Origin of the sequence: Massilia sp. IC2-476 (genome assembly GCF_020707295.1) — a bacterium.
Taxonomy (GTDB): Bacteria; Pseudomonadota; Gammaproteobacteria; order Burkholderiales; family Burkholderiaceae_D; genus Telluria.
On record NZ_JAJFER010000008.1, the window covers coordinates 82,335 to 98,523 of the forward strand.

Below are 16,189 nucleotides of genomic sequence, written 5' to 3' on the forward strand. Positions count from 1 at the left end.
ATTTTTATGCTCAGCAAGTTTGTAGGACTGAATTGATGGGGCGATTCAACTAGTGAACGAAAGCCTGTCTCAAGGCTGTGACACTTCGGAGTAAATTGTCACCAGACTGTATCAAGCTGTAACAGCATGCGGGGCGAACGCCCCCAAGCGCCGCTAGGGCGCTTGGATGTGTATGTAGGAAATGAGGAGGAAACCCGGACGGGTCAAGGCGCGATGGAATGCTTGGCCATCAGACGGTACAGCGTCATGCGCGAGACACCGAGGTCGCGCGCCGCCTGGCTGATGTTGTTGCCGCACTTGGCCAGGCTGTTCCAGATAGCGGTACGTTCGGCGCTGCCGCGCGAGTTGTCCAGGCCTTCGCGCAGGATGATGGCGTCTTCCTGCGGCGCCAGCTCCAGGTCTTCCGGCATGATCAGGCGGTTCTCGGCCAGCACCATGGCGCGCCGCATGCGGTTGATCAGTTCGCGGATATTGCCCGGCCAGTCATGCTGGGCCATGGCGCGCAGCGCCTGCTTGCTGATGCCCTTCAGTTGCGGGCTTTTCTCGTCCGCATACTTGTTGAAGATGATCTCGGTCAGCATCGGCAGGTCGTCCTTGCGCTCGCGCAGCGGCGGTACGCGGATCGGGAACACGCTCAGACGGTAGTACAGGTCTTCGCGGAAGCGCCCTTCGGCCACCGCCTTCGGCAGGTCGACATGGCTGGCGGCGATCACACGCGCATCGACCGCCACCGTCCGGGTGCCGCCGACACGGTAGATCGTGCGTTCCTGCAAAAAGCGCAGCAGGCTGGCCTGGAGGTCAAGCGGCAGGTCGCCGATCTCGTCCAGGAAGATGCTGCCGCCGGAGGCTGCCTCGATCAGGCCAGGCTTGTCCTTGGCGGCGCCGGTAAAGGCTCCACGTTCATAACCGAACAGTTCGGAATGGATCAGCGAGGGTGGAATCGCCGCGCAGTTGATGGCGATAAATGGCCCACCTGCACGAGGCGACTGGGCATGGATTTCCTGCGCCGCCAGTTCCTTGCCGCTGCCGCTTTCACCGGAGATCAGCACCGGCGCGTCGACCGCCGCGATCTTGTCGATATGGGCGCGCAGGCGTCGGATCGCGACAGACTGGCCATCGATGCGGCGCGTGGTGGCCGTCCTCAGGTGCGCTGGCGTCGATCTCGCCAGCATCGCCATGCCATGGGCGTGGCCGAGCGAGTGATGCAGCCGTACCGTGTCGACCGGACGCGTGTGGAAATCGTACAAGTGATTTGCAATGGCATGGCGCAACTGCGGCCGGTGCAGCAGATCGACATTGAAGACACCGATCCAGCGCACCTGGTGATGCTGCTGCAGGAAACGGTCGGTGTCGTCGTGCTCGAGGCTGCCGTCGCCGTCGAACAGCAGGCCAACCGGATAGTGCTGCTGTGCCAGCACCTTGCGCGCAGCCTGGATACTGTCCACGATGCACACGTCCCAGCCCTGCAAATCGCCGCAGGCCGAGCGCACGCCCGCGTTACCCTCACTCGTAATGCATAAGAGTCGTTTGACCGACACATTGACCTCGTTGTTATTCGTTATACCGGTAATGCAGGCCACGCTGTCGGCCGGACTCCCAAGCATTCTGTAAGAAAAACACTGGGAGGGATTTGCCGGATTCTCCGACACCGCTTTAGGTACATTTAACCAGAACCTAAGGCTTTTGGGCGCACAAATATTGTAGAGTTGGTAATCCGCATCGCATAAATTCCTACAGGAATCAATGCCTTACAGTATTTACCTCAATTGGGGTATGCGGAAACGCTCGCCAGCAAGGCCACCAGGCGTTCGATCGGGTAGGGCTTGGCCAGGACCTGGACCCCGGGCAGGGAAGGCTGTTTTTCGGTATATCCGGTAGCTAGCACCACCGGCAGCGCGGGATCGCGCTGGCGCACGATGGCGGCCAGGTCGATGCCGCTGACCGTGCCCGGCATGACGATGTCGGAAAACACCACGGCGGGCCGGGCGCCGGCGTCGAGCAGGGCGACCGCCTGTTCGCCGTCGTGGGCGACCAGCACCTCGAAGCCGGCTTCCTCGAGCGCATGCGCGACCGCTTCGCGCACCAGTGCGTCGTCCTCGACGAACAGCACGCTGCCGCGCCCGCGCGGCAGGGGCGCGTGGGTCGGCGCAGCGCCCGGTGTGGCCGCCGGCTGTGGGGCGCGCGGCAGGTAGATCTCGACCCGGGTGCCGTGGCCGGGCGTGCTGTCGAGCTGCAAGAGGCCCTGCGACTGCAGCGCGAAGGCATAGGCCTGCGGCAGCCCGAGGCCGGTGCCCTGGCCCTGGCTCTTGGTGGTGTAGAAGGGGTCGAGCGCGCGCGCCAGCACCTCGGGCGCCATGCCGCTGCCGGTGTCGCTTACCGATACCCGTACGTAGTCGCCCGGCGCCAGCTGGCCCGGCGGCTGCGCCAGGGTCAGGTTGCGCGCCTCGATGCGCAGCACGCCGCCGGAGGGCATGGCGTCGCGCGCATTCACCGCCAGGTTCAGCAGGGCAAGGTCGAACTGCAGGGGCTCGACCAGCACAGGCCAGGCCGGCTCGTCGCACTCGATCTGCAGTTCGATGTCCGCGCGCAGGGCGCCGCTCATCAGCTGGCGCGCGCTGCGCAGCTGCTGGCAGGCGTCGACCGTTTCGCGGCGCGCTTCCTGGATGCGGCCGAAGGAACCGAGCTGGCCGGTGAGGGCTGTGGCGCGCTGCACGGTCTTCTTGCAGGTCTGGATCAGGCCGCGCACCTTGTCGTCCCGGTTCTTCATGTCGGCCAGCTGCAGCGCCGTGCTCAGGGTCTGCAGCAGGTTGTTGAATTCGTGCGCGATGCCGCCGGTCAGACGGCCCAGCGCTTCCAGCTTCTGCGACTTGAGCAGGGCGCCCTGCGCGCGTTCGGTGGCGGCCACCGCCTCGGTCACGCGGCGCTCGAGTTCGTCCTGCGACTGGCGGATCTGGCGCGAGGCGTCGGCCATGCGCGCCGCGACGTTGTCGATCTCGGCCAGGCCCTGCGCTTCGTAGCCCAGTTCCTTGCCCTGGCCGAGCGCATCGGCGCTGCGGCCCAGGTATTCGATCGGGCCGATGGCCCGTCGTCCCAGCGAGCGCGCGGCCAGCACGCCGGCCGCCAGCAGGGCCGTCATCAGGCCGGCCAGCATGGCGGCCGCCTGCAGCGGCACGCGCCGGATCTCGCTCACGGGAATGCTGACCAGCACTTTCCATTCGGCCGAGGGCACGGTGCTGAAGAAGGCGCGCACGTCGATGCCATCCAGGGTGCGGCTTTCGTATACCCCTTCCTTTGTAGCGTTGATCAGCTTGCGGCTGTAGGCGCGCACCTGTTTGCCGACGAACTGTTCCGGCTGGCGCGAACGGGCCAGCACCACGCCAGCGCGGTCGACGACGGTTGCGGTCCAGTCGCTGCGAAAGTCCTGGCGGTCGAGCAGCGGTTGCAGGGTGGCCACGTTCACACCCATCAGGAGGTAGTAGCGGGTAGCGCCGTCGATCCGGACCGGTACCTGGATCGTATAGTCGTAGCGTTTTCCGATCGGCGCCATGAACAGGTCGGAAACATGGGTGCGGTCGGCGCCGTCGCGCTGCATCAGCGTACCAATGTTCGACGAGCGCCGTTGCGGCAGTGCCGCGCCGAAGGCCTGGCGGGTATTGACCAGCTGGCGTCCCTCCAGATCGCTCAGCACGATGACCGACTCGCGTCCCGGCGCCACGCGCCGGGCGTAATCGTAGAACTTGTCGAGGCGGCCGTCGCGTAGCGTCGGTGACTCGGCCAGGGTGCGCAGGATCGCTGCGCGCCCGCGCAGCTCGTTGTCGACCAGCATGGCGAAGCCGCGCGTGGCTTCGGCCACGCTCTGGGTCTGCGACTTCTGCTCCTCGCGATAGACGTAGCTTACCGCCAGCGCCGCCGCAATAAAGGAGGGCACCAGGATCGAGAGAACCAGGATCAGCAGGCGGGTACGGATGCGCATGAAAGCGGCTGCAGAGGAATCTGTGCAATTTGAGGATTATACAAGAGGCAATTATTATTTCTGAAAGCTTGCCAATCGTGTGCCGCCGCCACGGCGCGGCCGTTTCTGGTCACCTTGTATAATGTGGCAACCCCAACCTGCCTGCTCATATGACGAATACCACCCACTTCGGCTACAAGACCGTCGCCGAGGACCAGAAGGTCCAGGAAGTCGCCAAGGTCTTCCATTCGGTCGCCTCGAAATACGACGTCATGAACGACCTGATGTCGGCCGGCCTGCACCGCGCCTGGAAGATGTTCACCATCGCGCAGGCGGGCGTGCGCCCTGGTTTCAAGGTGCTCGACATCGCCGGCGGCACCGGTGACCTGGCCAAGGCCTTCGCCAAGCAGGCGGGGCGCACCGGCGAGGTCTGGCTCACCGACATCAACGAGTCGATGCTGCGCGTGGGCCGGGATAGACTATTGAATAAGGGCCTGGTGACCCCAACTTTGTTGTGTGACGCCGAGAAGCTGCCGTTCCCGGACAATTACTTCGACCGCGTCAGCGTGGCCTTCGGCCTGCGCAACATGACCCACAAGGACCAGGCACTGGCGGAAATGCGCCGCGTCCTGAAGCCCGGCGGCAAGCTGCTTGTGCTCGAGTTCTCGAAGGTCATCGCGCCGCTGCAGAAGCCCTACGACCTGTATTCGTTCTCGGTGCTGCCGTGGCTGGGCCAGAAGATCGCCGGCGACGCCGAAAGCTACCGTTATCTGGCGGAATCGATCCGCATGCATCCGGACCAGGAAACCCTGAAGTCCATGATGCTGGATGCGGGACTGGAGCGGGTCCAGTATCACAACCTGACGGCGGGTGTGGCCGCATTGCACACTGGCATTAAATTGTAAGGAAGCAGAGATGAAAAAATTCGTGGCAACGATGGTCCTGGCAATTACCGCGGTCTCGATGATCGCGGAAGCCACCGCCCGCCCGATGGGCAGCAAGCGTTCCTTCGGCCGCCAGTCGCAGGCCGTGCGCCAGATGCCGGCCCCGGCGCCTGCGCCGACTCCAGGCTTCCAGCAGCAGCGTGCACCGAGCGCCGTGCCCGCCACCGCCGGCGCCGCTGGTGCCGCCGCCGCGGCGCGCACCACCCAGCGCTCCGGCATGTGGAAGGGCATCCTGGGCGGCGCCCTGCTGGGCCTCGGCCTGGGCGCGCTGCTGTCGCACTTCGGCATCGGCGGCGCGCTGGCGAGCGCGATCTCGGCGATCCTCATGATCGGCCTGCTGGCACTGGCCGTACTGTTCGTGGTGCGCATGTTCCGCCGCAAGGACACCCCGGCCAACCCGGCCTTCGGTGGCGGCTACACCAACCCGGTGCCGGCCGGCGCCAGCCCGAACAGCTATGCGGGCAATGGCGCGGCCACGCCGGAGATCGGCTCTGGCCTGCGCCAGCCGGCTGGCTTCCAGAACAATGGCTTCGGCAGCAGCGGCGTGTCGCTGAACAAGCCGGGCGCCGCCGCACCGGTCATGCACAACCAGTGGGGTGTGCCGGGCGACTTCGACCAGGACGCCTTCCTGCGCCATGCGAAAGCCTCGTTCATCCGCATGCAGGCCGCCTGGGACCGTGGCGATACCAACGACCTGCGCGAGTTCACCACGCCGGAAGTGTTCGCCGAGCTGAAGATGCAGATCCAGGAGCGCAATGGCGCCACCGACTTCACCGACGTGGTGTCGATCGAGGGCCAGCTGCTGGGCATCGAGACCACCGCCACCGACTACCTGGCCAGCGTGCAGTTCAACGGCATGATCCGTACTGCCCAGAACGCACCGGCCGAGCCTTTCGTGGAAGTGTGGAACATGTCCAAGCCACTGAACGGTCAAGGCGGTTGGGTACTGGCCGGCATTCAACAGGTGGCGTAATTATTTTTCAGATAATTCCTGTGCTGCCGGGTTTGTACCCGGCAAACTGGTAAGATCGAACCGCCCGACTTAACCCCGGGCGGTTTTTTTTGATTAACACGCGTTTGATGTTCGCTGCCATGTTCCCGAGTTCCGCCATGCTGGCGACGCCCGCCGTTGCCACGATCAACCATCTGCTCGCCCAGGAGCCCTGGGCGCGGGAAGCGCTCGTCCGTCATGCCGGCAAGGAAGCCTGCATCGACATGGGCCAGCTCAAGCTGCGCCTGCGCGTGGCGCGCGACGGCATGCTCGAAGCCGGTACGGCCGATAGCCGCCCGAGCGTGACCATCCGCGTCAAGCTGAGCGACCTGCCGCTGATCGCCCAGAACCGCGACCGCGCCTTTTCCTACGTGAAGATCGAAGGCGACGCCGAGTTCGCCAATACCATCTCCTCGCTGTCGAAAGGCCTGCGCTGGGATGCCGAGTACGACCTGGAACGCATCGTCGGCCCGCTCGGCGCGCGCCACCTGGTGCAGGGCACGCGCGGCGCCGCCAATGGCGTGCTGGGCGCCGGCCGCCGCCTGGCCGAGAATGTGGCCGAATTCCTGCTGGAAGAGCGGCCGGTCCTGGTCCGCCCGAGTGCGGTCAACGAATTCGCAGCCGACGTGGTGCGGCTGCGCGACGACGTCGAGCGCACCGCCAAGCGCATCGCCCGACTGGAGCAGCGCCTCGCGCAGAGCGCTGCACCGAGCCTGATACTGAGTCCGGATAACTGATGATATTGAAATTCCTGCGCCTGCTGAAAATCCTGGCCGTCGCGACCAAGTACGGTCTCGACGAAATCGCGGTCACCAGCCTGCATGCCCCGCGGACCGCACGCTTTATGAATACCGTGTTCTTCTGGCGCCGCATCACCTCGCCGCGCGCGATCCGCCTGCGCATGGCGCTGGAAGAGCTGGGCCCGATCTTCATCAAGTTTGGCCAGGTGCTGTCGACCCGGCGCGACCTGATGCCGCAAGACATTGCCGACGAGCTGTCGCTGCTGCAGGACCGGGTGCCGCCTTTCGATTCCGACCTGGCGGTGGCCCAGATTACCGAGGCGCTCGGCGCCCATCCCGACCAGCTCTTCGCCAGCTTCGACCGGGTGCCGGTAGCCTCGGCCTCGATCGCCCAGGTGCACTTCGCGACCCTGAAGAACGGACTGGAAGTCGCCGTGAAAGTGCTGCGTCCCGGCATGCGCAAGACCATCGACGAAGACCTGGCGCTGATGGACATGGCCGCCGGCCTGATCGAGAAGGTCTGGGCTGAGAGCCGCCGCCTGAAGCCGCGCGAAGTGGTCGCCGAGTTCGACAAATACCTGCACGACGAACTCGACCTGATGCGCGAAGCGGCCAACGCCAGCCAGCTGCGCCGCAACTTCGCCGACTCGAATCTCTTGATGGTCCCCGAGATGTATTGGGACTATTGCTCGAGCAGCGTGATCGTCATGGAACGCATGCGCGGCATCCCGGTGTCGCAGATCGACCGCCTGGCGGCCGAGGGCGTGGACCTGAAAAAACTGTCGAGCGACGGCGTCGAGATCTTCTTTACCCAGGTCTTTCGCGACGGCTTCTTCCACGCCGACATGCACCCGGGGAACATCCTGGTCTCGGTCGAGAAGGAAACCTTCGGCCGCTACATCGCGCTCGACTTCGGCATCGTCGGCACCCTGAACGATTTCGACAAGGATTACCTGTCGCAAAACTTCCTGGCCTTCTTCCGCCGCGACTACAAGCGCGTGGCCGAGGCCCACATCGAATCGGGCTGGGCGCCGCGCGACACCCGCGTCGATGAACTGGAGTCGGCGGTGCGCGCCTGCTGCGAGCCGATCTTCGACCGTCCATTGAAGGACATTTCCTTCGGCCAGATCCTGCTGCGCCTGTTCCAGACTTCGCGCCGCTTCAACGTCGAAGTCCAGCCGCAGCTGGTGCTGCTGCAGAAGACCCTGCTCAACATCGAAGGCCTGGGCCGCCAGCTCGACCCCGACCTCGACCTGTGGAAAACCGCCAGGCCGCACCTCGAGCGCTGGATGTCCGAACAGATGGGGTGGCAGGGATTCGTCGAGCGCCTGCGCGCCGAAGCGCCGCGTTACGCCCACATCTTCCCGCAACTGCCGCGCCTGGTGCACCAGGCGCTGGAACGCCAGGCCCATTCCAGCATTACCACGACCCACCACGGCCAGTCGGTGTCGCAGACCGACCTGCTGGCGATGGTGGTGCTGGAACAGCGCCGCACCAACCGCCTGCTGGTCTTCCTGGCAGGCGTGGTGGTCCTGGCGGGCAGCATCGCTGCCGGCTACGGCCTGATGCATGGCGGCTGATCCGCCCAGCTTTGCCAGCCGCGATCCGCTCAGTCCGCAGTTCTGGGACGAGCGCTTCGCCACATCGTTCACGCCCTGGGACCGCGGCGGCGTGCCGCAGGCGCTGCGCGACTTCGTCGCCGCCAGCCCGCGGCCTCTGACGGCCTCGATCCCCGGTTGCGGCAGCGCCTACGAACTGGTCCACCTGTGCGAAGCGGGCTGGGATGCCACGGCGATCGACTTCGCCCCGCAAGCCGTCGCCCGCGCCAGGGTGCTGGCGGGGCAGTGGGGCGAGCGGGTGCGGGAAGCGGATTTCTTTGCCTGGCAGCCGGAACGGCCGCTCGACTTCATCTACGAATGCGCCTTCCTGTGCGCGCTGCCCCCAGGCATGCGGCCGCGGGTCGCGGCGCGCTGGGCTGAGCTGCTGGCGCCGGGCGGCAGGCTGGGCGGCTTCTTCTTTTTTGACCAGACGATAAAAGGTCCGCCTTTTGGGATCGAGCGGAGAGAGCTGGAGGTGTTGCTGGCCCCGTACTTCGATCTTGTCGAGGATGCGGAAGTTGGCGATTCGATCCCTATCTTCGCGGGCAAGGAACGCTGGATGCTCTGGCAGCGCCGTCCGTAGGGTGGGCGGATTTCCGCCCACGCGGTAATCTGGCGCACCTAACCGCGTGGGCAGGAGACCTGCCCACCCTACGAAGCTGGCAGCGCCGCTAAAAGAAAAGCCCGCATGGAGCGGGCTCGAGAAATGCAGTGTTCTTGTATGGATCGCGGCGGTGCAGCACCGCGCAAAATCTTCTGTTTCTTCTTAACCGTGGGCAGCAGAACTTGTCTGTTGCCATCATGTTCTTAAGAAAGATGCTATTTAATCACCCGGGCCTGCGCTTGCGCAAACGAAACAGCTTGTGCCGATGACGAAAAACAACACCTGCCAAGCGCACTTGCGGCGCCGGCCGCGGCCTGCTGCAGCCAGATTAGGCAACGCTGCGCGTAAAAGCTTTATAATTCAGGGTTTTGAAGATTTTTGCGGAGTATCAGATGCCGATCTACGCCTACCGCTGCGATGAATGCGGTTTTACCAAAGATGTACTGCAAAAAATTTCTGACCCGGTGCTGACCGTCTGCCCATCCTGCAGCAAGGAAGCCTTCAAAAAGCAGGTGACCGCTGCCGGCTTCCAGCTCAAGGGCACGGGTTGGTATGTGACCGACTTCCGTGGCGGCACCCCGCCGGCCACCGGCGCCGCCTCCGGCACGGCCGCGGCTCCAGCCGCGTCCAGCGAGAGCAGCACGCCCGCAGCGAGCACGCCGGCCCCGGCCGCTGCCAGCGGCGGCGACAAGAGCAGTACCTGAAGCAGGTGAATGACGCTGCGGCCGGCAAGGGCCGCAGCCCCAACAAGAACAAGAGAATTCGATGCGCAAATATTTCCTGACTGGCTTGCTGGTGCTGGTGCCCCTGGTGATCACGGTCTGGGTGCTGAGCGCGATCATCAGCACGCTGGACCAGTCACTGCTGTTCGTGCCGGAATCCTGGACGCCGCAGGCCATGTTCGGCCGCAATATCCCGGGCGTCGGCGCGGTACTGACCCTGGCCATCGTCTTTCTCACCGGACTGCTGACCAACAATCTGGTCGGCGGCTACATCGTGCGCCTGGGCGACCGCATCATGAAGCGCATCCCCGTGGTGAGCTCGCTGTACGGCAGCGTCAAGCAGGTGTCGGACACGCTGTTCTCGTCCTCGGGCAACGCGTTCCGTACGCCGGTGCTGATCCCGTACCCGCACGCGGATTCCTATACCATCGCTTTCCTGACCGGTGTGCCGGGCGGCGACGTGAAGAATCACCTGGTGGGCGACTACGTGAGCGTGTACGTGCCGACCACCCCGAACCCGACCTCGGGCTTCTTCCTGATGATGGAACGCAGCAAGGTCGTCGAACTGAACATGTCCGTGGACGCGGCACTCAAGCACATCGTTTCGATGGGCGTCGTCGCTCCGGAATAAAGAAAACGCAGCATCCAAGAATCAGCCCTCGGGCTTGACCGAACCAACCAACCTGGAACGAAAACTATGTCCTCCATGCGTACTCACTACTGCGGCCTCGTCACCGAGGAACTGCTGGGCCAAACCGTCAGCCTGTGCGGCTGGGTGCACCGTCGCCGCGACCACGGCGGCGTGATCTTCATCGACCTGCGCGACCGCGAAGGCCTGGTGCAGGTGGTCTGCCACCCGGATAACGCCGAGGTGTTCAAGGCCGCGGAACACGTGCGCAACGAGTACTGCCTGCGCATCACCGGCACCGTGGTGAACCGCCTGGAAGGCACCGCCAACGCCAACCTGAAGTCGGGCAAGATCGAGATCAACACCACCAAGCTGGAAGTGCTGAACGCATCGGTGCCGGTGCCTTTCCAGCTGGACGACGACAACCTGTCGGAAACCACCCGCCTGACCCACCGCGTGCTCGACCTGCGCCGCCAACAGATGCAGCACAACCTGCGCCTGCGCTACAAGGTGTCGATGGAAGTCCGCAAGTACCTGGACAACCTGGGCTTCATCGACATCGAGACCCCGATGCTGACCAAGTCGACCCCGGAAGGCGCCCGCGACTACCTGGTGCCATCGCGCGTCAACCCGGGCAACTTCTTCGCGCTGCCGCAGTCGCCGCAGCTGTTCAAGCAGCTGCTAATGGTCGCCAACTTCGACCGCTACTACCAGATCACCAAGTGCTTCCGCGACGAAGACCTGCGCGCCGACCGTCAGCCGGAATTCACCCAGATCGACTGCGAAACCTCGTTCCTGACCGAGCAGGAAATCCGTGACCTGTTCGAAGACATGATGCGCGTCGTCTTCAAGAACGCAGCCGGCATCGACCTGCCGAACCCGTTCCCGGTGATGGACTTCGCCACCGCCATGGGCTCCTACGGTTCGGACAAGCCGGACATGCGCGTCAAGCTGGAATTCACTGAACTGACCGAGCTGATGAAGTCGGTCGAGTTCAAGGTGTTCAACAGCGCCGCCAACATGGCCGGCGGCCGCGTGGTCGGCCTGCGCGTGCCGCAGGGTGGTTCGATGCCGCGTTCGGAAATCGACGCCTACACCCAGTTCGTCGCCATCTACGGCGCCAAGGGCCTGGCCTACATCAAGGTCAACGAGAAGGCCAAGGGCCGTGACGGCCTGCAGTCGCCGATCGTCAAGAACATCTCGGACGAGGTGCTGACCCAGATCCTGGAACTGACCAAGGCCGAAGACGGCGACCTGATCTTCTTCGGCGCCGACAAGGCCAAGGTCGTCAACGACGCCATCGGCGCGCTGCGCGTGAAGATCGGCCACTCGGAATTCGGCAAGAAGGCCGGCCTGTTCGAAGACCGCTGGGCGCCGCTGTGGGTCATCGACTTCCCGATGTTCGAATACGACGAAGACGGCGACCGCTGGAACGCCACCCACCACCCGTTCACCGCACCGAAGGACGGCCACGAAGACATGCTCGAGACCAACCCGGGCGCCTGCGTCGCCAAGGCCTACGACATGGTCCTGAACGGCTGGGAACTGGGCGGCGGCTCGATCCGTATCCACCGCGAAGACGTGCAGAGCAAGGTGTTCCGCGCCCTGAAGATCGACGCCGAAGAAGCCCAGCTGAAGTTCGGCTTCCTGCTCGACGCGCTGCAGTACGGCGCGCCGCCGCACGGTGGCCTGGCCTTCGGCCTGGATCGCCTGATCACCCTGATGACCGGCTCCGAGTCGATCCGCGACGTGATCGCCTTCCCGAAGACCCAGCGCGCGCAAGACCTGCTCACCAACGCGCCGTCGGAAGTCGACGAGAAGCAGCTCAAGGAACTGCACATCCGCCTGCGCAACGAGCCGAAGGTCGCGTAAACGGTCCTTGGGTTCGATAAACGCGGGCGCGGCCATATAATGGCTGCGCCCGCGTTTTTTATTTGGCCCTATGCCCCACAAGATTCCCGAATCGGTCCTGGTCGTCATCCACACCTCCGCCATGGAGGTCTTGCTGATCGAACGCGCCGATCGCCCGGGCTTCTGGCAATCCGTCACCGGCTCGCTCGACGCCCCCGACGAACCCCTGCTGCAAACCGCCGCCCGCGAACTGTTCGAGGAAACCGGCATCGTGGCCGACGGCGACAGGATCCGCCTGCACGACTGGGGGCTGTCCAACGTCTACGAGATCTACCCGGTCTGGCGCCACCGCTACGCGCCCGGCGTCACCCACAACACCGAGCACGTGTTCTCGGTCTGCGTGCCGCGCGACATCCCGGTCATCCTGAGCCCGCGCGAGCACACCCAATACGCCTGGCTGCCTCATCTCGAAGCGGCCGACCGCTGCTTCTCGTCCTCGAACGCCGAAGCCATCCTGCAGCTGCCGCGCCACGTGTCGCGCTAGCGGAAATCCGGCCATCGATATGCGCGAAACCTTAAAACGGGCGCCGCATAAGGATGTGCCAAACGATTAGTTTTCTTTCAAGTTGGCGCGTTCTACGCTATGGACTCATCAAGAAAGGCGAGTTCATGAGCGTCAACAACGAGAAAACAAGCCACCATCCCGCGCGTCCGGCACGCCGCCGCAGCCTGGGCCTGATCGCGGCCGGCCTGGCTGCCGGCCTGCCCGGCCTGGTCCAGGCCCAGCCCGTTAGCCAGGTGCGCATCGGCTACCAGAAATACGGCACCCTGACCCTGCTCAAGGGCCGCGGCACGCTGGAAAAACGCCTGGCGGCGCAGAACATCGGCGTCAAGTGGACCGAGTTTCCCGCCGGGCCGGTGCTGCTCGAAGGATTAAACGTGGGCAGCATCGATTTCGGCACGGTGGGCGAGGCGCCGCCGATCTTCGCCCAGGCCGCCGGCGCCAGCCTGGTCTACGTCGGCCACGAGCCGCCGTCGCCGTCCAGCGAAGCCATCGTGGTGCCCAAGGATTCTCCGCTGCGGTCCCTGGCGGACCTGCGCGGCAAGAAGGTGGCGCTGAACAAGGGATCGAACGTGCACTTCCTGCTGGTCAGGGCGCTGGAGAAGGCAGGCATTCCCTACAACGCCATCCAGCCGGTCTACCTGCCGCCGGCAGATGCGCGCGCCGCCTTCGAGCGCGGCAGCGTCGACGCCTGGGTGATCTGGGACCCCTTCCTGGCTGCGGCCGAGCAGCAGCTCGGTGCGCGCGTGCTGGTCGACGGCCGCGGCCTGGTGTCGAACCACCAGTTCTACCTGGCGTCGCGCAGCTTCGCCGAGGGCCAGCCGGGGCTCACGCGCATCCTGATCGAAGAGATCGCCAAGGTCGACGAATGGGGCCGCGCCAACCCGGCCGAGGTGGCGACCATCCTGTCGGCGCAGACGGGACTGGCGCGCAACGTGGTCGAGCTGGCGGCGCGCCGCTACGCCTATGGCGTGAAACCGATGTCGGACGAAGTGGTGCGCGAGCAGCAGCGCATCGCCGATGCCTTCCACGGCCTGAAACTGATTCCGAAACCGATCGCGGTGAAGGACGCCTTGCCGGCGTCCGCACGCTGAAGGGTGGCGTGATGGCGAACTCCGAACTGCTGCATGCGGCCCCGGCCCCGGCCTGGTCATCGTTGCGCCTGGCCTGGCCCGGCGGCCGTGCCGGACTGGCCGCGCTGGCACCCTGGGCGCTGCCGGCCGCGCTGATCGTGTTCTGGCAGGTGGCGGCGCAGGCCGGCTGGCTGTCGAGCCGCATCCTGCCTGAACCGCTCCAGGTGCTGGCCGCGTTCCGCTCGCTGGCCGAATCCGGCGAGCTGTGGGCCCACCTGCGCACCAGCCTATGGCGCGCGGCCGTGGGCTTCGGCATCGGCGCCGGGCTCGGGCTGGTGCTGGGCCTGCTCAACGGCAGCTCGCGGCGCGCCGAGACCCTGCTCGACACCACCTTGCAGATGATCCGCAACATCCCGGCGCTGGCCCTGATCCCGCTGGTGATCCTGTGGTTCGGCATCGACGAGACCGCCAAGCTGTTCCTGCTGGCGGTGGGTGTGTTCTTTCCGGTCTACCTGAACACCTTCCACGGCATCCGCTCGGCCGACCAGGGCCTGATCGAGATGGCGCGCAGCTACGGCCTGTCCGGCTGGCCGCTGTACCGTGACGTGATCCTGCCGGCGGCCTTGCCCTCGATCCTGGTGGGCGTGCGCTTCTCGCTCGGCCTGGTGTGGGTGCTCCTGATCGTCGCCGAAACGATCTCGGCCCAGTCGGGCATCGGTTACATGACGATGAATGCGCGCGAGTTCCTCCAGACCGACGTGGTGCTGGTCGGCATCCTGCTGTATGCCCTGCTGGGCAAGGCCGCCGACCTGTTGGCGCGCCTGCTGGAGCGCCGCTTCCTGCGCTGGAATCCCGCTTATCGCTGAAAGGTGCCGGACATGGACGTGACGATCGACGAAGCCGCACCGCCCGCAGCCGTGGCCGGTAGCCGGGGCGCAGCCGTGGCACTGCGTGCGCTGCGCAAGCGCTACGGCGAACGCCTGGTGCTGGACGACATCGAGCTGCGCATCGCGCCCGGTGAGTTCGTGGCCGTGATCGGGCGCAGCGGCTGCGGCAAGAGTACGCTGCTGCGCCTGCTGGCTGGACTGGAAGCGCCGGATGGCGGTGCGGTGGAAGTGGCGGCCGGCGAGGGCGCGACGCGCCTGATGTTCCAGGATGCGCGCCTGCTGCCCTGGAAAAGCGTGCTGGACAATGTCGCCCTCGGGCTGCCTGGGGGCAAGGACCGGGCACTGCAAACCCTGGAGACGGTGGGACTGGCGTCCCGTGCCCATGAGTGGCCGGCGGTGCTGTCCGGCGGCCAGCGCCAGCGCGTCGCCCTGGCCCGCGCCCTCGTGCATGCGCCGCGCCTGCTGCTGCTGGACGAGCCGCTGGGCGCCCTCGACGCCTTGACCCGCATCGAGATGCAGCGCCTGATCGAGACCCTGTGGCTGCGCCACGGCTTCAGCGCCGTGCTGGTGACGCACGATGTCCAGGAGGCGCTGGCCCTGGCCGATCGCGTGCTGGTCATCGACGGCGGCCGCATCGCCTGCGACATCCCGGTGCCGCTGGCGCGGCCACGCGAGCGCGGCAGTGCGGACTTCGCGGCCCTCGAACGCAGGCTGCTGGGGCAGGTCCTGGGCGGCTGAGCAGCGGGCGCGCACCTTTCCCGCTGGCACCGCACGATTGGACCGGCCGCGCCGGCCTGGGCGCCTGATGTTGTTAGAATGTTCCCATGAAAATTCGTGTGGCCACCTACAACATCCACAAGGGCGTCTCCTCGCTGCGCAGCCAGCCGCGCGTGATCGCGTTGAAGAAGGCGATCGCCGAATTCCATGCCGATGTCGTCTTCCTGCAGGAAGTGCAGGGCCGGCACGACCGTTTCCAGGCACGCTACGGCAAGGAAGAGCATGCGCACCGCCACTGGCCCGAGACCGCCCAGTACGATTACTTCAAGGGCGAGAAGCACCACAGCGCCTACGGCATGAACGCCGTGTACGACCACGGCCACCACGGCAATGCGCTGCTGAGCGCCTTCCCGATCGAGAATTCGCACAACCACGACGTCTCCGACCACGCCTATGAGCAGCGCGGCATCCTGCACTGCGTGCTGAACACGCAGGGCGGCCGCGTCCACTGCTACGTGGTGCACCTGGGCCTGTTCGAAGGCAGCCGCGGGCGCCAGACCGAGGCCCTGATCGAGCACGTCAACGCCTCTTCGCACGGCGAACCGGTGATCATTGCCGGCGACTTCAACGACTGGCGCAATACCCTCAGCGACCGCCTGCGCAACGCCCTCGGCGTAGTCGAGGTATTCGACGAGCTGGGACCGAAGTCGCCGCTGGGCGACATGGTGCGCAGCTGGGCCGGCCGGCAGCCGCGCCTGGCGCCGGCGCGCACCTTCCCGGCCATGCTGCCCTGGTTCCGCCTCGACCGCATCTATGTGCGCGGCTTTCAGGTGGATAACGCGCAAGTGATGCACGGCCCGCTGTGGGCCAAGCTGTCCGACCACGCACCGATCGTGGCGGAACTGCAGCTCGCGTAGGCC

General features: G+C 65.5%; 15 protein-coding genes. 13 read left to right on the forward strand and 2 right to left on the reverse strand.

Going from position 1 to position 16,189, the window contains the following annotated elements; genetic code table 11:
• Window positions 1-203: 203 nt before the first annotated feature.
• Together LK539_RS19565 and LK539_RS19570 are read right to left on the reverse strand one after the other, a co-directional pair.
• Window positions 204-1,580: a sigma 54-interacting transcriptional regulator gene (locus LK539_RS19565; protein WP_373889582.1), complete on the reverse strand. Its 1,377-nt coding sequence runs from the start codon at window positions 1,578-1,580 to the stop codon at window positions 204-206.
• Window positions 1,581-1,762: 182 nt separating this feature from the next.
• Window positions 1,763-3,973: an ATP-binding protein gene (locus LK539_RS19570; protein WP_227802735.1), complete on the reverse strand. Its 2,211-nt coding sequence runs from the start codon at window positions 3,971-3,973 to the stop codon at window positions 1,763-1,765.
• Window positions 3,974-4,122: 149 nt separating this feature from the next.
• Between LK539_RS19570 and ubiE the strand changes: the two genes are divergently transcribed.
• The 13 genes from ubiE to LK539_RS19635 all read left to right on the forward strand — a co-directional run bounded on the left by ubiE (window position 4,123) and on the right by LK539_RS19635 (window position 16,186).
• Complete coding sequence (ubiE, locus tag LK539_RS19575) at window positions 4,123-4,857, forward strand: bifunctional demethylmenaquinone methyltransferase/2-methoxy-6-polyprenyl-1,4-benzoquinol methylase UbiE (protein ID WP_227802736.1); 735 nt, start codon at window positions 4,123-4,125, stop codon at window positions 4,855-4,857.
• Window positions 4,858-4,867: 10 nt separating this feature from the next.
• Window positions 4,868-5,869, forward strand: coding sequence for a Tim44 domain-containing protein (locus LK539_RS19580; protein WP_227802737.1), 1,002 nt, complete (start codon window positions 4,868-4,870; stop codon window positions 5,867-5,869).
• A 119-nt stretch (window positions 5,870-5,988) separates the two neighbouring features.
• Complete coding sequence (locus LK539_RS19585) at window positions 5,989-6,624, forward strand: SCP2 domain-containing protein (RefSeq protein WP_227802738.1); 636 nt, start codon at window positions 5,989-5,991, stop codon at window positions 6,622-6,624.
• Window positions 6,624-8,207 carry a ubiquinone biosynthesis regulatory protein kinase UbiB gene (gene ubiB, locus LK539_RS19590; RefSeq protein WP_227802739.1) on the forward strand — a complete coding sequence of 528 codons (1,584 nt, stop codon included), beginning with the start codon at window positions 6,624-6,626 and terminating at the stop codon, window positions 8,205-8,207. Before LK539_RS19585 ends, ubiB begins: the two co-directional genes overlap by 1 nt.
• Window positions 8,197-8,808, forward strand: a complete 612-nt coding sequence (locus tag LK539_RS19595) for a methyltransferase (protein WP_227802740.1) — start codon at window positions 8,197-8,199, stop codon at window positions 8,806-8,808. Before ubiB ends, LK539_RS19595 begins: the two co-directional genes overlap by 11 nt.
• Window positions 8,809-9,221: 413 nt before the next feature.
• Window positions 9,222-9,533, forward strand: coding sequence for an FmdB family zinc ribbon protein (locus LK539_RS19600; RefSeq protein ID WP_227802741.1), 312 nt, complete (start codon window positions 9,222-9,224; stop codon window positions 9,531-9,533).
• A gap of 61 nt (window positions 9,534-9,594) precedes the next feature.
• Window positions 9,595-10,182, forward strand: coding sequence for a DUF502 domain-containing protein (locus LK539_RS19605; RefSeq protein ID WP_227802742.1), 588 nt, complete (start codon window positions 9,595-9,597; stop codon window positions 10,180-10,182).
• Between the two features lie 75 nt (window positions 10,183-10,257).
• Window positions 10,258-12,051 carry an aspartate--tRNA ligase gene (gene aspS, locus LK539_RS19610; RefSeq protein WP_227802938.1) on the forward strand — a complete coding sequence of 598 codons (1,794 nt, stop codon included), beginning with the start codon at window positions 10,258-10,260 and terminating at the stop codon, window positions 12,049-12,051.
• A gap of 70 nt (window positions 12,052-12,121) precedes the next feature.
• Window positions 12,122-12,574, forward strand: a complete 453-nt coding sequence (gene nudB / locus LK539_RS19615) for a dihydroneopterin triphosphate diphosphatase (protein WP_227802743.1) — start codon at window positions 12,122-12,124, stop codon at window positions 12,572-12,574.
• A 125-nt stretch (window positions 12,575-12,699) separates the two neighbouring features.
• Complete coding sequence (locus tag LK539_RS19620) at window positions 12,700-13,686, forward strand: sulfonate ABC transporter substrate-binding protein (RefSeq protein ID WP_227802744.1); 987 nt, start codon at window positions 12,700-12,702, stop codon at window positions 13,684-13,686.
• A gap of 11 nt (window positions 13,687-13,697) precedes the next feature.
• Window positions 13,698-14,531, forward strand: a complete 834-nt coding sequence (gene ssuC, locus LK539_RS19625) for an aliphatic sulfonate ABC transporter permease SsuC (RefSeq protein ID WP_227802745.1) — start codon at window positions 13,698-13,700, stop codon at window positions 14,529-14,531.
• A gap of 12 nt (window positions 14,532-14,543) precedes the next feature.
• Window positions 14,544-15,290: an ATP-binding cassette domain-containing protein gene (locus tag LK539_RS19630; RefSeq protein WP_227802746.1), complete on the forward strand. Its 747-nt coding sequence runs from the start codon at window positions 14,544-14,546 to the stop codon at window positions 15,288-15,290.
• A gap of 86 nt (window positions 15,291-15,376) precedes the next feature.
• Complete coding sequence (locus LK539_RS19635; protein ID WP_227802747.1) at window positions 15,377-16,186, forward strand: endonuclease/exonuclease/phosphatase family protein; 810 nt, start codon at window positions 15,377-15,379, stop codon at window positions 16,184-16,186.
• The last annotated feature ends 3 nt before the right edge of the window (window positions 16,187-16,189 follow it).

Bases quoted from the DNA above. Each gene is read 5' to 3' on its own strand.
- LK539_RS19570 (WP_227802735.1), bottom strand. From the start codon at position 3,973: ATGCGCATCCGTACCCGCCTGCTGATCCTGGTTCTCTCGATCCTGGTG.
- ubiE (WP_227802736.1), top strand. From the start codon at position 4,123: ATGACGAATACCACCCACTTCGGCTACAAGACCGTCGCCGAGGACCAG.
- LK539_RS19580 (WP_227802737.1), top strand. From the start codon at position 4,868: ATGAAAAAATTCGTGGCAACGATGGTCCTGGCAATTACCGCGGTCTCG.
- LK539_RS19585 (WP_227802738.1), top strand. From the start codon at position 5,989: ATGTTCCCGAGTTCCGCCATGCTGGCGACGCCCGCCGTTGCCACGATC.
- ubiB (WP_227802739.1), top strand. From the start codon at position 6,624: ATGATATTGAAATTCCTGCGCCTGCTGAAAATCCTGGCCGTCGCGACC.
- LK539_RS19595 (WP_227802740.1), top strand. From the start codon at position 8,197: ATGGCGGCTGATCCGCCCAGCTTTGCCAGCCGCGATCCGCTCAGTCCG.
- LK539_RS19600 (WP_227802741.1), top strand. From the start codon at position 9,222: ATGCCGATCTACGCCTACCGCTGCGATGAATGCGGTTTTACCAAAGAT.
- LK539_RS19605 (WP_227802742.1), top strand. From the start codon at position 9,595: ATGCGCAAATATTTCCTGACTGGCTTGCTGGTGCTGGTGCCCCTGGTG.
- aspS (WP_227802938.1), top strand. From the start codon at position 10,258: ATGCGTACTCACTACTGCGGCCTCGTCACCGAGGAACTGCTGGGCCAA.
- nudB (WP_227802743.1), top strand. From the start codon at position 12,122: ATGCCCCACAAGATTCCCGAATCGGTCCTGGTCGTCATCCACACCTCC.
- LK539_RS19620 (WP_227802744.1), top strand. From the start codon at position 12,700: ATGAGCGTCAACAACGAGAAAACAAGCCACCATCCCGCGCGTCCGGCA.
- ssuC (WP_227802745.1), top strand. From the start codon at position 13,698: ATGGCGAACTCCGAACTGCTGCATGCGGCCCCGGCCCCGGCCTGGTCA.
- LK539_RS19630 (WP_227802746.1), top strand. From the start codon at position 14,544: ATGGACGTGACGATCGACGAAGCCGCACCGCCCGCAGCCGTGGCCGGT.
- LK539_RS19635 (WP_227802747.1), top strand. From the start codon at position 15,377: ATGAAAATTCGTGTGGCCACCTACAACATCCACAAGGGCGTCTCCTCG.